General features: G+C 35.0%; 13 protein-coding genes. 7 read left to right on the forward strand and 6 right to left on the reverse strand.

All coding sequences use genetic code 11. The features are described 5' to 3' along the window. Positions 1-27 precede the first annotated feature (27 nt). From AC5XHR_RS01115 to AC5XHR_RS01130, 4 genes are all read left to right on the forward strand, one after another. On the forward strand, positions 28-459 hold the full coding sequence (locus AC5XHR_RS01115) for a DoxX family protein (RefSeq protein WP_495948929.1): 432 nt from the start codon (positions 28-30) through the stop codon (positions 457-459). 89 nt (positions 460-548) lie between these two features. Further along, positions 549-2,951, forward strand: a complete 2,403-nt coding sequence (locus AC5XHR_RS01120) for an alpha/beta hydrolase family protein (protein ID WP_495948930.1) — start codon at positions 549-551, stop codon at positions 2,949-2,951. 53 nt (positions 2,952-3,004) lie between these two features. Further along, entirely contained in the window at positions 3,005-3,502 is a 498-nt protein-coding gene (locus tag AC5XHR_RS01125) for a hypothetical protein (protein ID WP_495948931.1), read from the forward strand. A 360-nt stretch (positions 3,503-3,862) separates the two neighbouring features. After that, positions 3,863-4,342: a hypothetical protein gene (locus tag AC5XHR_RS01130; protein ID WP_495948932.1), complete on the forward strand. Its 480-nt coding sequence runs from the start codon at positions 3,863-3,865 to the stop codon at positions 4,340-4,342. A gap of 79 nt (positions 4,343-4,421) precedes the next feature. Here the strand turns inward: AC5XHR_RS01130 and AC5XHR_RS01135 are convergent, their stop codons facing one another. The 5 genes from AC5XHR_RS01135 to AC5XHR_RS01155 form a co-directional block, all read right to left on the reverse strand. After that, positions 4,422-5,243 carry a glycoside hydrolase family 16 protein gene (locus AC5XHR_RS01135; RefSeq protein WP_495948933.1) on the reverse strand — a complete coding sequence of 274 codons (822 nt, stop codon included), beginning with the start codon at positions 5,241-5,243 and terminating at the stop codon, positions 4,422-4,424. Positions 5,244-5,260: 17 nt separating this feature from the next. Continuing rightward, a complete protein-coding gene (locus AC5XHR_RS01140) occupies positions 5,261-6,733 on the reverse strand; it encodes a glycoside hydrolase family 30 protein (RefSeq protein WP_495948934.1) in 1,473 nt (490 codons plus the stop codon). A gap of 67 nt (positions 6,734-6,800) precedes the next feature. Beyond that, the gene (locus AC5XHR_RS01145) at positions 6,801-7,613 is read right to left on the reverse strand and encodes a hypothetical protein (RefSeq protein WP_495948935.1); all 813 of its coding nucleotides are present in this window, start codon (positions 7,611-7,613) and stop codon (positions 6,801-6,803) included. Positions 7,614-7,663: 50 nt separating this feature from the next. Then, positions 7,664-9,187, reverse strand: coding sequence for a RagB/SusD family nutrient uptake outer membrane protein (locus tag AC5XHR_RS01150; protein WP_495948936.1), 1,524 nt, complete (start codon positions 9,185-9,187; stop codon positions 7,664-7,666). A 12-nt stretch (positions 9,188-9,199) separates the two neighbouring features. Next, entirely contained in the window at positions 9,200-12,094 is a 2,895-nt protein-coding gene (locus AC5XHR_RS01155; RefSeq protein ID WP_495948937.1) for a SusC/RagA family TonB-linked outer membrane protein, read from the reverse strand. Between the two features lie 227 nt (positions 12,095-12,321). Here AC5XHR_RS01155 and AC5XHR_RS01160 point away from each other — a divergent pair, with 227 nt between their 5' ends. From AC5XHR_RS01160 to AC5XHR_RS01170, 3 genes are read left to right on the forward strand one after another with little or no spacing between them, the layout of a single operon-like run. Continuing rightward, positions 12,322-13,449: an MFS transporter gene (locus AC5XHR_RS01160; protein WP_495948938.1), complete on the forward strand. Its 1,128-nt coding sequence runs from the start codon at positions 12,322-12,324 to the stop codon at positions 13,447-13,449. 19 nt (positions 13,450-13,468) lie between these two features. Then, positions 13,469-14,230, forward strand: a complete 762-nt coding sequence (locus tag AC5XHR_RS01165) for an NUDIX hydrolase (protein WP_495948939.1) — start codon at positions 13,469-13,471, stop codon at positions 14,228-14,230. Positions 14,231-14,265: 35 nt separating this feature from the next. Beyond that, positions 14,266-15,444 (forward strand): acyl-CoA dehydrogenase family protein, encoded by a 1,179-nt coding sequence (locus tag AC5XHR_RS01170; RefSeq protein WP_495948940.1) that lies wholly within the window; start codon positions 14,266-14,268, stop codon positions 15,442-15,444. Here AC5XHR_RS01170 and AC5XHR_RS01175 read toward each other — a convergent pair. Beyond that, on the reverse strand, positions 15,441-18,137 hold the full coding sequence (locus AC5XHR_RS01175) for a PD-(D/E)XK nuclease family protein (protein WP_495948941.1): 2,697 nt from the start codon (positions 18,135-18,137) through the stop codon (positions 15,441-15,443). The genes AC5XHR_RS01170 and AC5XHR_RS01175 overlap by 4 nt on opposite strands. Positions 18,138-18,168: the final 31 nt, after the last annotated feature.

The raw sequence follows: 18,168 nt of genomic DNA on the forward strand, positions 1-18,168 counted from the left end.
CTATTTTTGAGTTTAAAACACAGATTTATGAAATATTTTACATCAACCAAAACAAATACAATCGTGTCCGATGTTGTTTTATTGATCGTACGTTTGCTAGTAGGTTTCGCAATGCTTTCGCATGGTTTTCCGAAGTTGCAAATGCTGATGTCAGGAGAAGAAATTCAGTTCTTTAACTTCCTTGGATTAGGCCAAAAAACCAGTTTATTTTTAGCTGTTTTTGCTGAATTTGTATGTTCAATCTTTCTTATACTAGGTTTATTTACCCGATGGGCAAGCTTTTTCTTATTATTTACGATGTTGGTTGCCGTATTAGTTATTCATGCACCCGACGGATTTGATAAGAAGGAATTAGGAACACTTTACGCATCCATTTATATGATTTTTCTAGCGATGGGACCAGGAAAATTTTCCATCGATGCCATGATCAATCGAGGCAAAGAGAAATCCGAATGGTAGCTTTTCAGAACCTATAAAATTAAACAGTAGTTTGGCTACTGTTTTTTTTATGCCTATTTTTAGGACGATAAACTCATCAAATAGAAAATATGAAGATTAAACTTACTATTGCGTTGCTGGCATTTTTATCATTTGCCAAGGCACAAGAAAACATCGAGTATCAAAAACCATCAAAAGAAATTCTAGCTCTTGCCGAGTTTGAAAGAGCTCCGTCTGTGAGTATGACTGGAGATCGCGAATGGATGGTTCTTTCCTACAGAGATACGTACAAAACCTTGGATGATTTGAACCAAGACGAGTTACGTTTGGGTGGTTTAAGAATTAATCCAGTGACCAATATTTCAAGTTCGGTAACGTATGTGAAAAATTTGAAGGTTCAGAAAGTAAAAGGTGGTACCGAAACCCAAGTAAAAGGATTACCGCAAAATGCAAAATTGACCAATTTTAGCTTCTCACCGGATTATAAAAAAATGGCATTCACCAATACAACGGCGAAAGGAGTGGAGTTGTGGTATGTAGATTTAGCAACTGCAACAGCTAAGAAATTAACTTCCGACAACTTGAATGCAAATATGGGTGGACCATTCGATTGGTTTAAGGATTCAAGCGCACTTATTGTAAAGACAATTCCGGCAAACCGACCGGCTTTAATTGATAATCTAAAAGATTTACCAACCGGACCAATCGTTTCTTCTTCTGATGGTAAAGTTTCCCAAAATAGAACGTATCAGGATTTATTGAAAAATCCACAAGATGAAACGAATTTCCAAACAATCGTTACTTCAGAATTGTATAAAGTTGATTTAAATGGAAATGCTTCCAAGTTTAAAGGAGCAGACATGTATGCGGGAAGTTCATTCTCACCAGATGGAAAATACTATATGCTTACAACGCTTAAAAAACCGTTTTCGTACATCGTTCCGTTAAGCCGTTTCCCAATGACTACGTCAGTTTACGACTTAAATGGAAACCTTGTTAAAACCGTAAACGAAGTTCCTTTAAGTGAGATTATGCCGAAAGGTTTCTCATCTGTAAGAACTGGAAAGCGTAATATGAATTGGAAAGATAACGAACCTTCGACACTTGTTTTCGTAGAAGCTTTAGATGGCGGAGATCAATCTAAAAATGTAGAAAATAGAGACGAAATTTTCTTCTGGAAAGCGCCATTTAATAATGCGCCAACATCGTATTTCAAAACAAAACAGCGTTACGGTGGAATGGCTTCAACGAATAGTGATTACAGTATCGTTTATGATTCTTGGTATGACACAAGAAACTCCAAAGGCTACTTAATTGATAATAAAACAGGGAAGTCAAAGATTATTTTAGACCGAAATTATCAAGATGTTTACACAGATCCAGGAAATCCTAACACGGTTAAAAATGAATTCGGAAGAGATGTTATTGATGTTAACAACGGTAAAATGATCATGGTAGGAGCGGGTTATACTAAAGATGGCCAATTTCCTTTTATTGAAGAGTTTGATTTGCATTCTGGTCAGAAAAAACGTTTGTATACGTCAAAATTAACGGACAAAAAAGAATCATTTATTGAGATTCTAGATCCGAAAAAAGGTGATTTATTGGTTACTCAACAATCAGCAAAAGATTTCCCAAATTATTTTATTCGAAACTATAAAACTGGAAAAACAACGCCAATTACGAACTTTGAAAATCCGTTCAAAGCATTAGGAAATGTACATAAAGAAGTAATTACCTACAAGCGTAATGATGGTGTAACCTTATCTGGGACACTTTATTTGCCAGCTGGTTACGATATGAAATCAAAAAAGGAGAAGTTACCTTTACTAATTTGGGCTTATCCAGCAGAATATAAAGATAAAAATACAGCAGGACAAAGCACGAAAAATGCAAACGACTTTACATACCCAAGCTACGGATCTTTCATTTATTGGGTAAGCAAAGGCTATGCGGTTCTTGACGATGCAGCTTTCCCAATTATCGGTGAAGGAAAAACGGAACCTAATGACACATTCGTTCCGCAATTAGTTGCCAATGCGCAAGCAGCAATTGATGCCGTTGATAAATTGGGTTATATTGACAGAAAAAGAGTAGCAGTTGGTGGACATTCTTATGGAGCGTTTATGACGGCTAACTTGTTAACACATTCTAATTTATTTGCATGTGGAGTAGCTCGTAGTGGGGCTTATAACAGAACGTTAACACCATTTGGTTTCCAAAGTGAACAACGTAATTATTGGGATGTTCCGCAAATTTACAACACGATGTCACCATTTATGAACGCAGATAAAATGAAAACACCTTTGTTGTTAATTCACGGAGATGCAGATAACAATCCAGGAACATTTACACTTCAAACAGAACGTTATTTCCAAGCGTTGAAAAACTTGGGAGCACCTGTAAGAATGGTACTTTTACCAAAAGAATCGCATGGATATCAAGCTAAAGAAAGCATCATGCATACCTTATGGGAGCAAGATCAATTTTTAGAAAAATGTCTAAAAAAATAATAGAAAAGCCTTCAAAATGAAGGCTTTTTTTTATATTTGATAAAAGCTGAATTATGAATGATGACTATTTAGATTCCGAATTTGATCGTGCTGATCATTTAATTTCTCAAGATTTAATTGAAGAAGGAAAAGCAGTTCTGCAAAGTATTTTGGAAGAAAATCCCCGTTACGGAAAAGCCCATAATCACTTAGGTTGGATTTATAAAACCAAAGAAAATGATAATAGAACGGCAGAAAAACATTATCAACAAGCCTTAGAATTGGTTCCAGAATACGGTGCGATTTATATGAACTATTCGTATTTGCTATCTGAGGAAAAGCGTTATGAGGAATTAGAAAGACTTTTAACAAAAGGTGAATCAGTTGAAGACGTTAACAAAAGCAATCTTAATCGTGAATGGGCTTATTATTTTGAAGATACCAAACAATACGAACGCGCCATTGATAAATATAAAGAATACGCTTTAAGTCTTTATGATAACGCATTAATTGAAAAAGCTAAAGAAGGCATAATGCGTTGTCGACAGAAATTAGAAATCATGAATTTGTAAATAGAAAGCTATTTAAGGTAGCTTTTTTAATTTCACTATGAATGGAGGATTTCCATAATTTAAAAATTAGTACAATTTAACATAATATAAATTATAGGATTATTATAATTCATAAATGAATTAGTCAATCGTATGAAAATTCCAACTTCAAATTGAAGAATGTAAAATAAATTGAACAGCAACATAATTAATCCAATTTACTAGGTTACTCAATCAAAATATAGAAAATTCAAATTTTCGTATTTCGATATTTTGTTCGGAAATAAAATTCTGAGCGATTCTCAGCGATTAGGATTTTCTTGTAATTCTATTTAACATAATTTCAATTTTCGTAAATTTATACCTATAAAATTTAAAACTATGAAGAAGTTAAGTATTGCTGCATTTGCAATTTTGTTTGGTGTCATTTCCTGTACTAAAAAAGAAACAACCCATATCGCTCAAGAATCTGATAGTACGGCGACAACTGAAAATGTAGATTACGATACCATGGATATTAAAGTAAATTGTTATTTAGCAACATCTGGAAAAGATTCTGTTTTCTTACGCGTACAAGATAATCTTGGGACTTTAGTTGGAACTCTTAGCTACAAGAATTTCGAAAAAGACAATTCGTCTGGTGAAGTTATGGGAACTTCTAGTGGCGATACGTTAAAACTTAATTACGAATTTACCGCTGAAGGTCAAAAATCAGAACGTGAAATCTGGTTTTTAAAGAAAGATAACGGATTATTAGAAGGAATTGGTGATTATGATGCCACGGGTACTAAATATGCGAATCCAAAGAAAATACAATATGGTGATGGCCATAAATTTGAATCTCAACCATGTAAGGATTAATACAATAAGAAATAAAGAAAGCAGCTACTAGAGCTGCTTTCCTTTTGTTAACATGATATGAAAAATGGTGTTTTTTCGCTTATTTTTGTCCGCTTGTTTTATAAATTCGGACATAATCAATGTAAAACTTTTGAGGGTAAATAGATTCGTTAACACCTTCTTTACCGCCCCAATTTCCACCAACGGCTTGATTTAAAATCAAGAAAAATGGTTGATCAAAAGGCCACGCTTCATAACTTTTCTCTGTATTGATATACGTGAAAAATTTCTGATTATCTACAAACATTTCAATTTTATCGGGAGTCCAATCTGCACGATACACATGGAATTTTTCGCTCACATCTTTCACAACGATTGTATCGGTTTTTTGAGTTCCAATAATGTGATTGTATTTTTTAGTGTGTACCGATCCATGTATAAATCCATGATTGTAACCAACATGCTCCATGATATCAATTTCCCCATCATCAGGCCATTCCTTAATATTTTCACTCAACATCCAAATGGCTGGCCACGTTCCCACTCCTTTTGGAAGTTTTGCTCGAACTTCAACACTTCCATACTGAAAAGGAAATGTTTTTTGAGTTACCAGTTTTGCTGATGTGTACTCATTTTTCTCCCATTTTTCTTTCCGAGCTTCAATAATTAAATTTCCATTTTCGAGCCTCGCATTTTCAAGACGATCTTTGGTATAATATTGAAGTTCATTATTTCCAAAACCATCACCACCTGTTTCATACGTCCACTTTTTAGAGTCTGGAAGTCCTTTTCCATTAAATTCGTCGCTGAAAACGAGAACTCGATCTTTTGATTTTTCTACATTAGAACGACATGAAATTGCACTTACAAGCAAAACGAGTGCAATAGACGAAGTGGATAATTTGAATACAGGCTTCTTCATGGTATTACATTTTTTCTCTATTTATCAAAAACATACGTTGCAGCAGATTGCGCTGGTAACGTTGTTAAAGCCGAGTTTCCTTTGTATTTAATATTAAAATTTTCAGGTGATGAACCTTCATTTTGAATAATAACGACTGTTTTTCCTGCCGGAGTTAGAAACGCAACACTGCTTAAATTCCCTACCTGATTAGATTCAATTCTTTGTGAGTTTACAGGAACAAATTTTGAAGCTTGTCCAACAATATAATACGCTACATTTTTCTCAAAAGTATCATTTCCATTAATGGTAATCGCACCTTTACACACAGTACATCCACCAGGTGTGTAGGGTTGGAAACTCGCATTATTTGCAAGATTCCATTCCAATGCCGTTTTACTGTAATTACGCATACTTCCGATAATTACATTTTTTACATGCCACATGAAATCACCTCCAAATGAACCATTTGATGGTGTATATTGCTCTGTAAAATATACGTTTTTATTGGCAAATGCATTGTGTAATGTTCCCATTGCAGAGATATCTCCGTTGTACAAATGGAAAGCAGTTCCATCAACGTAAGGGTTTGCAGCAGCATCGTTTAAGATGGTTGTTGCATACGTGATGTTATCCAAATTATGATCATAAATCACAATCTTTGTATTGATTCCCGCAGCTTTAAAAGCTGGTCCCAAATGATTTTTAATAAAATCTGCTTGTTGTTCTGCAAGCATCAACAAAGATGGATTATTTCCTGGATGCAAAGGTTCGTTTTGAGGCGTAATTGCATCAATTGTAATTCCATTCGCCTTCATTGTTTGAATATACTTTACAAAATATTGCGCATAAACACCCAAGTATTCTGGTTTCAAACTTCCACCAATGGTTGATCCGTTATCTTTCATCCAAACCGGTGGCGACCAAGGTGTAGCCATTAATTTAATGTTCGGGTTGATCGCTAAAATTTTCTTTAACATATCAATTACAGGCTGGTCTTTTGCCATGTTGAATTTTGATAAAGTAAGATCGGTTTCGCCCGCTGGTAAATCATTGTATGAAAATACAGAACTATTAAGATCGGATGCACCAATACTCAACCGTAAATAGTTAACTCCTATCCCATTCTCTCCTAGTCCGAAAACCTCCTGTAATAGTTGATCTTTTTTTGCTGGACTCAGATTGTTGATTACTTCAACACTTCCACCAGTTAATGTATATCCGAATCCATCAATACTTTGATATACTTGATTGGGATTTACTTCAATGGTATTAAACAAATTTGGCTTCGCATTAAAAACGATATCAGCTTGTTTAAGAATTTTCGCACTTTCATCTGATTTAGTCATCCAAACCGATGCTGTCGGTCCTGTTGTGGTTGGCGGATTTGTTCCTCCTCCACCATTATCTGGGGTTTCTCCTCCACTTGCACTTTGGCAATAGATTAGTGTTGTTAAACCAAAGAAATACAAAAATTTTCCTTTCCTTAGGGTATTAAATACGTTATTCATTTTCGTTAATTTTTGTGTTATACTATGAATAAAAAAGGGAGACTAAGCTCCCTTTTTTTATTTTGAATTAATTTAGGCCTCTAAATTCTACGTTATCAACTTTAACATTGGCACTTGCGCCACCACATTTGATAAGGAAAAATACTTTACCCGTTTTTGTTGCTGTATAAACTCCTTTATTTTTATCACCATCACAACCGACAGCTGATATTTTACCATTAAATTCAGAATTTCCACAACCTGCCCAAGTATTGATCGTTCTATAAACTGTTCCGGAAACGTCATTTCCTTGAGGAGGTTCATTATCTAGAACTAGAACTTCAAACCAAGTATCTTTTAGACCTGGAGAAGAAACTTGCATATCCATTGTATATTTAGTTCCAGCTACAACATCCACCGCTTGATAAATCGCTTGTTGATTACTTAAACTTGCAATAAGTGTTGCTGCACCATTCCCTAAAGTCCATGCCGCATTTGCATTACTAATTTTTAAAATCTTCCAGTTTGCAATATCTTCAGCCGAATCAAATTTTCCACCTTTAATAAGATTTCCAGATTTAGGGTCAGATTTAGCAACCGTAATCGTTTGTTCTGTGATACCAGCAACATTACCACCTTGTCCAATCGCCGCATGTTTTATAACATATTTGCCAGCATCAGGAAGGAACAATTCTTCAGTTTGTTTACCATTATTAAAGCCTCCACCATCAATGTTCCATTTAGAAACAATATAATTATTAGCGTTCGCTTTTAATACATAGTGATTTGCAGAAGTTTCTGTGATCGTAAAACCAGCATCAATACTTGCATCCGGAACCAAGCCATTCCCATCCCCATCGATACTTTCAGGAACGCATGAAACAGCAAGTGTGCCTAACATGATCCCCGATAAAATAACATATTTTAAATTTGTTTTCATAATTTCTAAAATTAATAGTTAGGGTTCTGCTTAATTGCAGTGTTCAACAATTCATTGTAAGGGATTGGTAAAATTTCATTTTTACCAGCTTTAAATCCTTTAGATGCAAGTTTAGAAGAAGCTTCTCCCCATCGTACAAGATCATAGAAACGGTGTCCTTCTCCTGCTAATTCTTTTCTCCTTTCGTCTTTAATTGCTTGCATAGAAACTGGTACTGAAGCTAATTTCACTCTGCTTCGTACAGCATCTAATAACGCTTGAGCCCTTGCTCCTGTTCCACCCAAGGCTTCAGCTTCCATTAAATACGTATCCGCTAAACGAATCGCAATATAATTTTGTCTAAAGTTCAATTCCATTGCTCCTGGAAGAGTTGACTTATTAGCTTCGTAAGGGGCATATTTTTTCAAGAAATATCCTGTATCTGCGAATGCAGGCGAATAACTTGCTTTTCCTTCTGCTTGAAGTTTATTCATGTTAAGAATCGTAGCATTCTGTCGTGGATCTCCATTCAAAGCATTGAATAAACCTTCCGATGCCGTGTTAAATGACCAACCAGAAACTAATTTTGGAGCATCTCCACTCTTGTAGTTGTAGGATCTTGGACCAGTCATGATACAAATAGAGTTACCTTCGTCTTTACCCCAACCCCAGAATCCCCAATCGGACATTCCTTTGTTTGTGTAAACTGCTTCTAGAACGGATTCTGTCGTAAATTTATTATCTGTAACCCATAGGTCGTCATAATTAGCAACCAATTTGTAACCAAACTGACTGGTTCCTCCTGGAGTTCCATTAACTAAAGCTAATTGCGTTGCTGCTTCTGCTTTTTTGTTATTGTACAAATAAATCTTTCCTAGAATAGCTCTTGCGCTTCCTTGAGTAATACGACCTCTTTCGTCACCAGCAACTGTCATTGGCAAATCATCAATCGATTTTACCAAATCACTTTCGATCTGCGCATACACTTCAGCAGGTGTATTTTGAGGGATATTCCAATAATCATCATTTGCTCCGATTGGCGTTAAAATTAATGGAACATTTCCAAACATTCTTACCAATTCAAAGTAATAAAGTGATCTAAGAACCGTTACTTCGGCAACAATTCTCTTCTTAAAGCTATCGCTTACAGGCGAATCTGGCATTCTTTGAATTACCCAGTTTGCTCTAGCAACTCCTTGATAATAATCTCTCCAATAGCTACCTGGCATTGTGATTTCATTAATTGTAAAATTATTGAATCCCTGGATACCAGCACCATCTGTTGCACTACCACCTCCTGAATAAAAATCATCTGATCCTGCATTAAGGAAAGTTACCATATTCTCGAAACCACCGGCATATTTCTTCATGATATCATAAACAGATGCGGTAGCACTTAAACATTGTTCTTCACTTTTGAAATAATTCACATCATCAAAAGTTCCGATATTTTCAACATCACCAATGTAATCACCATTACAACTAAGGCTGCTGAAACTTAATCCTGCAAGCATTACTACTGCAAGACCTTTGTATATATATCTTCTATTTTTCATATTGTTTCGTTCTTAAAAAGTAATATTTGCTCCTAAAATAAAGGTTCTAGCTTGTGGATAATATCCTCTATCGATACCATACTCGTTACCTCCAGCGATTTCTGGATCGTATCCTGTATATTTTGTAAACGTAAATAAGTTTTCACCTGTTACATAGAAACGAACTTTGCTAGCTCCGAAGTTACTCGTAATATCTTTTGGAAGGGTATATCCTAATTGTACCAACTTAATTCTCATGTAATCCCCTTTTTGAAGGTAATACTTCGACATTTTACGGTAGTTTCCGTTAGGGTCATCACGAGTTAAACGAGGGTTAGAATTTGTAGAACCTTCACCTGTCCATCTATTTAGAATTGCAGTTTGCCAGTTTGCATCTAGCATATCCAATCTTCTAAGTCCTTGCAGCAACATATTTCCACCTTGACCTTGTGCAAACACCATGAAATCAAAGTTTTTGTAGTTCATGTTTAAAGTGAAACCGTAGTTGAACTTCGGTAAAGATCCGCCGATATCAACGATATCTTCTTCAGATATTTTACCATCGCCGTTGTTGTCTTGCCAAATAAAATCTCCAGGTTTTGCTCCAGGTAAAATTGCTTCACCGTTAGCGTTCACATAAGAATTGATTTGATCTTGATTTTGGAAAACTCCGCTATACGTATATCCATAGAATGTTCCCATTGGTTTCCCAACTTGCAATCTAGAAACGGTACCCATGGAGTGAAGTGAAGAAAACTCTCTCCATTCTACATCATCTTCCAAACGTAACACTTTGTTTTGGTTGGTTGAGAAGTTTCCGTTAAATGAAATATCAAAATTATCCCAACGTTTTTTATATCCTAATTCGAATTCCATCCCTTTATTTTCCATATCTCCAATGTTAGAATATGGGTTCGTAGGTACACCTACATATCCAGGAATAGAAACTTGTCTTAAGATATCTGTTGTTTTCTTACGATACCAATCGAATCCAAAAGTAAAATTTTGAAGGAATCTAATATCAGCACCAACGTTTGTTTGTGCCGTTTCTTCCCATTTTAAGTTTGGATTTCCTAGTGTATTTGGAGTATATCCGATAATAATAGAAGGATCTAACTCACCATTTGGATAATTACTTCCTGAAACTAGTGAACTTCTAAACATGAAATTCGGGATTGCATCATTTCCTAAGATACCATAACCACCACGAAGTTTCAATGTATTAATAATGTTATTATCTTTCCAGAATCCTTCTTTATGAACGTTCCATCCTAATGAGAATGATGGGAAATCTCCCCAATATTTAAGGAATTTTGAAGAGCCATCTCGTCTGTACGTTCCTGTAAATAAATATTTATCTTGATAATCATAGATTACTCTCGCAAAATAAGATGCTCTTCTTGTTTGAGCATAATCCCATGCACTAGCTGTAATATTTTTAGGATCTACCTCGTAGAAAGCTGCGTCTTGCCAGTTCTCAACAGGTAAATTGGTGTATGTAACACTTTCTCCCGAACCAATATCATAGCGGTAAACTCCTTGACCTAATAATACGCTTAAATTATGATTGTCGAATTTTTTCTGATACGTTAAGGTATTTTCAAAACTCCATTCAAATTTCGTTTGTGTCGTTCTGTTTAAGCTGTTGAATGATTGGTTATTCAAAGATGGACTCAAATAGAATTTTGGATTAAATCCTTGACTTCCCCAATATGATTTTTTACCATTTAATGATGTTTTGAAAGTTAAATCTTTCATTAGCTTTAACTCCGCAAAAACATTCCCAACGAAATCATCAGACCAACCTGTTCTACCCAAACGAGTATATTTATACGCTAAAGGATTAGACATTTCTTGATGTACGTATGGAGAAATACCATATGGATTCCCATGTTCATCACGAATAATTAATGGATTGGTATAATTCGCTGGATCGACCATAGACCAATCTGTAACAACAACTGGAGTTGTTGGATCTAAGTTGATTGCTGAACTTAAAGGTCCACCAAATAATTCATTGGTTCCAATACCTTGACTTTTCTGATGTGTGTATAAAAAGGTTTGACCAACTGTTAAAAAGTCTAGTACTTTATGAGTTGAATTCAACCTCGCATTAATTCTCTTATAATTTGAGATGTCACCCATTACAATACCCGACTGATCAAAATATCCGAATGAAGAAAAGAATGTTGACTTATCATTTCCTCCACTGATACTGATTTCTTGAGATTGTCTTTGTCCTGTATTAAAAATAGTGTCTTGCCAATCTGTTCCCTGACCGAATTTTGTTGGGTCTAAAAAGCGTGGCGCTTTATTATCATTAACTAAAGATTCATTAATCATGCTTGCATACTGAACTCCATTAAGAAGGTCCAATTTTCTTGCAGCATTAGAAACACCAAAACTTCCGTTATAAGAAATGGTTAAGGCTCCTCTTTTTCCTTTCTTTGTTGTGACAAGGATTACCCCTCTTGCAGCAGATACCCCGTAGATTGCAGATGAAGCTCCATCTTTTAGGATTTCCATACTTTCGATATCCGATTGGTTTAACCACCCGATACCATCTACGATAATACCATCAACAACCCAAAGCGGATCATTTCCACCAGCACCAAAACTGGTGATACCTCTAACTCTCACTGTTGCACTAGATCCCGGTTGCCCAGAATTGGTTACAACAGAAACACCGGCAGTTCTACCTTGAAGAATTTGCTCTGGTTTACCAGCGGGGATATCTTCAATATCTGAAGCTTTTAAGCTGGCAATAGAACCTGTTACGTTACTTTTTTTCTGAGTACCATAACCAATAACTACTACTTCCTCGATTTTATTCTCCTTAGTAATAGTGTCATTTTGCTGAGCGTGCATTGTTCCTGTAAAGTACATTACAGCAACCAATCCAAGACTCTTAGTAATCTTTATATTCATAGGATAATGATTTGTTTATCTCATTTTGAGACAATAAATATATTAAATTTTCTTTAACACCAAGAAAAATTTATTTTTTTTGCATATTTCTTTTATTTACCGATATTTACAGCCCTAAAATTACTAGATCAGTTAATTTTTTATTAACAAAGTTTAACGTAAACTGCATGACACAAGCTCTTTTTAGAGAATTTCTACCTTTAAAGCTCTCTTTTCTCATTTTTTCAATGTTACTCAACTGTATGGGGATTATCATCCTATTTTATTCAGGTTCAGATATTTCATACACGGGCTTAGGACAATTAGAATTTTTTAAGGATATTCCAATTGCGTTAATGTCCATTCTAGCCGTAAGTTTGATTAATAAAATGGGAACAAAGCGGTCTTTACAAGCTTCTTTATTTCTTGTTATGCTTTGCTGCTGCCTTTTACCCGTTGTTGATGATTTTTGGTTTTTAAGAATTTGGTTCGTGATTATTGGAATTTCGTTTGCGATAGCTAAAATCAGTGTCTTTGGATTGATTCGAGGAAATTCTGAAAATGAAAAACGACTTTCTCAAGTCATGAATTCTGTGGAAGCTTCCTTTATGATAGGGATTTTCTGTGTCAATATCTTATTCGGATGGTTGTTAGAAAGCTATTTTAAAGACAATTGGAAATGGGGATTTTTTCTTATCGCCGTTGTATCTTTAGTAACCATTATTTTGCTTCAAAGACGCGACTATAAAGATATTCCGCATCAAGATTCAATATCTAATTTTTCCAATATTAAACAGATAATCAATTCGAAAACCCTTATTTTCTTTGCAATTCTGTTCTGTATTGTCTTTGTAGAACAAGGTTTCAACTCTTGGATGCCTACTTTTTATAAGGAACATTTTGGTGTAAATTCCTTTTTTGCGTTACAATCAACCGCTTTTTTAGCTTTATTTTCTTTTATTGGAAGAATTGTTACGAGCAAGCTTATCCAACGATTCCATTGGTGGAACTACATCTTGTTTTGCTTAATTTCGGCGGGAAGTATCATGTTATTTGGTCAGTATTTAATTTCAAATATCAATCCCGTTCCTTTTTATTTAATGATGCTGCTACCTTGCATAGGATTATTCATATCACCACTCTATCCACTTTACAATTCGAAGTTTTTGGTACAAGTTCCGGTAGAGAAAGTTAATCTTTTGGTATCATTTATTGTCATCATTTCATCGCTTGGAAGCTCGATTGGATCGATGTTTATGGCATTTATTTTTGATTTTTCATTAAGTATATATTATTTATCATTTTCTTTTATACCTTTGGTTTTCATTTTTTTGCTAACTGCTGGATTCTTAAAAACCATCATTAAAAAAGACTGATCTTCAAAAAAAGAGACCTATGAAAATCGACGATTCTAAAAATAAACAGAATTTACAGGAACTAATTGACACCAGTAATTTCGTTCAACATATTTCAGTAGACTGTGTTATTTTTGGTTACAATAAAGAAAAATTACGTGTTTTACTTTTGAAATACCATGATTTGGATTTATGGTCGATTCCCGGCGGCTTCGTTTTTAATGATGAAGATTTAAGAACCGCAGCCGAGCGTGTTTTGTTTGAAAGAACGCATCTAGAAAATTTATTTTTAGATCAGTTTCACACGTTTGGGCGTGTTAATAGAACCGAAAATAACGTCCACCAAATGCTTCTACGAAATCGTGGAATTGATGTTTCTTTAGATCACTGGATTTTTCAACGTTTTATCACGGTTGGTTATTGCAGTTTGATTAATTATTCGTTGGTAGAAACCTTCCCAGATTCATTTAACGAAACCTGCGCTTGGTTTGATATTAATCACCTTCCTTCGATGGCGTTTGACCACGATCGAATTATCCAAGTTGGTTTGAATCACCTTCGTAAAAACCTAGATACCAAGATGGTTGCGTACAATCTTCTTCCAGAAAAATTCACAATGAATGATCTTCAAAAATTGTATGAAATCGTTTTGGGTGAAGAGTTTAGACGAAATAATTTTCAAAGAAAAATGTTAAGTTCTAACCTTCTTGAAAGAATGGAAAAATTGTATGATGGATCTGCTAACAAAGCGCCTTATTTGTACAAATTTGTAGAAAGTGAGGTTTTTAATATTGAAGATTAGAAGGAAAAGTTTTACCTTAGGGAAAAATCTTTTCTATGTCATATTACCCTCTACAAACCATTCCCGACTATTTTTTAATTGATCAATTATTAACGGAAGAACATAAACTTATCCGCCAATCTGTTCGTGATTGGGTAGAATCGTTTGTGATGCCTCAAATTGATCAAGCGGCACAAGACCACCATGATTTACCCAATTTAATGCGTGAATTAGGTGCTATTGGCGCTTTGGGACCATACATTCCCGAAGAATATGGTGGTTCAGGTTTGGATCAAATCTCTTACGGAATCATTATGCAGGAATTGGAAAGAGGCGATTCGGCAGTACGTTCAGCAGCTTCTGTACAAAGCTCTTTGGTGATGTACCCTATTTTTCAATTCGGTTCTGAAGAACAAAAGAGAAAATATTTACCACAATTAGCGAAAGGCGAACTTATTGGTTCATTTGGTTTAACGGAGCCTAATCACGGTTCTGATCCGGGTTCTATGGAAACACGAATCAAAGATAACGGTGATCATGTGATTTTAAATGGTGCCAAAATGTGGATTACCAATGCACCCGTTTGTGATATTGCAGTTGTTTGGGCAAAAAATGAAGATGGAAAAGTACAAGGTGTCATTGTAGAACGCGGTATGGAAGGTTTTACAACGCCAGAAACGCACAACAAATGGAGTCTTCGGGCTTCTAAAACAGGGGAATTGGTATTCAACAATGTCAAAATCCCAAAGGAAAACATTTTACCAAATGTCATTGGTTTAAAAGGTCCACTTTCGTGTTTAAATTCTGCTCGATACGGAATTTCGTGGGGAGTAATCGGTGCGGCGATTGATTGTTATTGTACAGCTTTGCAATATGCAAAAGAACGTCAACAATTTGGAAAACCAATCGCTTCATTCCAGCTTCAACAAAAGAAATTAGCGGAATTTGTAACAGAAATTACGAAAGCACAATTGCTTTGTTGGCAACTAGGAAATTTGAAAAATGAAAATACCGCAACTCCAGCGCAAATTTCGATGGCGAAACGCAACAACGTAAAAATGGCAATTGATATTGCTCGTGAAAGCCGTCAAATCCTAGGTGGAATGGGCATTATGGGCGAATTCCCAATGATGCGTCACGCAGCAAACCTAGAATCGGTAATTACGTACGAAGGAACACACGATATCCATCTATTAATCACAGGTTTGGACGTTACGGGAATTAACGCGTTCTAACCTTGAAATTGATACGTCACCTTTTCAGATTCAATAAACGGAACTTCCGGATTGAGAATTTCGAGAATTAAATTTTTAATGGAAATCATGGCGGTGTCATGGTTTCCATTTATATATTCGAGGATTTGTGGACCTTTACTTGCATCTGCAAAACTCCAAATTCCCGCTTCAAATTGATTTCCTGAAAACTCATTAGATTGCTCCAGATAATGCATGTAAATACACAATTGTATTGCTTGCTTAAATTTATCCTGCATCAAAAGTGTATCGATATTATCATCCTTAAAAGTTAATTTTAACTCTTTGGCTTTCGCCGTCTTATAATCAATTAAACGAATAGTTCCATCCAAACGGTCAATTCTATCGATATATCCAAAAAACAAAACTTCATTTTCATTGGCTTCATCTAGGAACAAGGAAACATTTTCAATACGTTTTTCAATGGCTATAATTTCTAGCGATTTTCCATTTTTGACTTCATTTAAATCATGCTGAACAATCTTTTCTAAAACCTTTTTAGCAATGTTTTTATGAACATAGTTCATCCCACGACTGTAAAATTCGGGTTGATGTTTTAATCGAATAATCGCTGCATCCAAAGCTGCATCTACCCTATTTAAAAGGTTTTCTAAATCTTGCGTTGTTAGTTTTACTCCAACAAGATCTCCATAAAGTTCTTCCAAAGAATAGTGAACTAAATTTCCATAATTTCGGTTAGAAAGTTCTTCTTCAATTTCCGAGGTTTCCTTTGTTTTCAGAATATAATTCAAATAAAACTGAATTGGATCATACAAATACGAAGTTAAATGGGTAGCCGAAATATGTGTTTTCCATTCGGCTAATTTTTCTTGAACTTTCGGCGTTTTTTCAATCGTAATCCGTGTTTCCGCAATGGGTTCCGATTGATTTTCGATGACAATTTCTTCAATATGATGTGGACTTTCAAGTTCTAATTGAGTAATAAATCGACTTTTTTCCCCAGTATTAACACCCGAAGAAAGTCCGTTGTAAAGCAAGAAAGCATTTTCCGTATCCTGCAATAATCGATAAAAATGATATGCATAAATACTGTCATTTTCTAAGAATGTGTGCATATCAAATTTCTTCCGAACATCAAATGGCAGATACGTATTTTGCGTATTCCCTAAAGGTAATTTCCCTTCATTAACCGAGAGTAAAATGATATTTTTGAAGTTCAATAACCGCGTTTCCAAAAGTCCCATAATTTGTAAACCTTCCAATGGTTCCCCTTGAAAATCCAATGTTTCCAAATTAATCATTTGGTTGACGAGAACTTCTAAAGTTTCAATTTTAATTTCTGTTTTGAACTCAGAAATCAAATTTTTAATTAATTGAAAACTCTGTTCGAAATGCGAAATATTTTCAAAAACAATCGAATCGCTCACTTCAAATTTAAGTGTAAAACAGAACGGAATCAAATGATTTAAAAATGAAGTTGCACTTTCAGCCTTTTTTAGCAACGAATAATGCGACCAATCTGAAAGCATTTCATTCATTTTCTTAGCCGAAATATAGACCATGTTACGATCTTTGATTTCAAAAAGAAACTGATTAACCAATTTTCGATCTTCTGAATTCTGAGGAATTCCTTCCAAAAACGCTACGATGTCGCTATGATAGTAGGTTTTCGGATTTTTAACCAATTGTTTTTGAATGTGAAACAACTGTTTTATCAAATTACTAAAATGAAGATTTTTCAGCGGAAACCCCATTGTAATGTTCATTTCCGAAACGGAATTTACCGCGTCCAAAGTCGCTGGCAAAAGGTTTTCATCAAGAAGAACCAAAGCCGTATTTTCTAATTTATCATTTGAGATTTTAGCAAAAACTTCTGGCAAAACTTTGGTTTGTGTTATATTTCCTGAAACCTCAAAAACTTGAATGTTTTTTGGTTTTTCAAAATCATCTTCAATCCACTTGAAAGCTCGATAATCATTGAATTCTTTCCATTGAATGTGCTTTCTAAGAAATGATCCCGCTTCTTGTCGAGTATCATTAATGTAATATGAATCGGCTTGAAAATAACATAATGCTTTGTCCCATTGCAATAATCCACGAACCAGTTTTTCTTCAACTGGAGTTAATGCATTAAAACCGATGAACACGAATTTTTTAGTCGTTTTTTCAACATAATCTGCAATGTTTTGCTTGGAAAACTGATGAATCATTCCAGAAGTCGCCAGATTTTTATCTATCAACGTTTGCTTAAAAATAGGCAAAAACTGATTCATCTTTCGCCAAAAATCAAGATTTTTCTTTCTAGCCGTATCATCGCCAAGATCTTCTCCCCAATTTTTGATTCGTTCTTCGTCCAACATATAACGAAGAACAGCTTCATCATTCTCCGAAAACTTCATCATATCATCCCAATCTTTTGCCAAGGTTGGAAACCACTTCACAAACGAATCAAAATCTTCGTCACCAATGGTTTGCTGATATACTTCAAAGCCTAAAAGCCACATTCCAACGCCTTGAATAGGCGTTTTTCCCGAAATATCCGTAATGCAATCTTCAATGGTAAGAAAATCTGGAAGAAAGCCTTCATACTGCTTGCTAGCAAGGATTTGTTTGATAAAAACAATCGGTCTTTTTCCAGGAATAACAAAGGTATATTGGGATAAATCACTCGTTTGTGAAAGGATGTCGTCTAGGACTTTGTTTAAAAACTTCATAAAAAAATTCTCTGCTAAAATTAGCAAAGAA

Source organism: Kaistella sp. CFF1-2, from assembly GCF_059509915.1.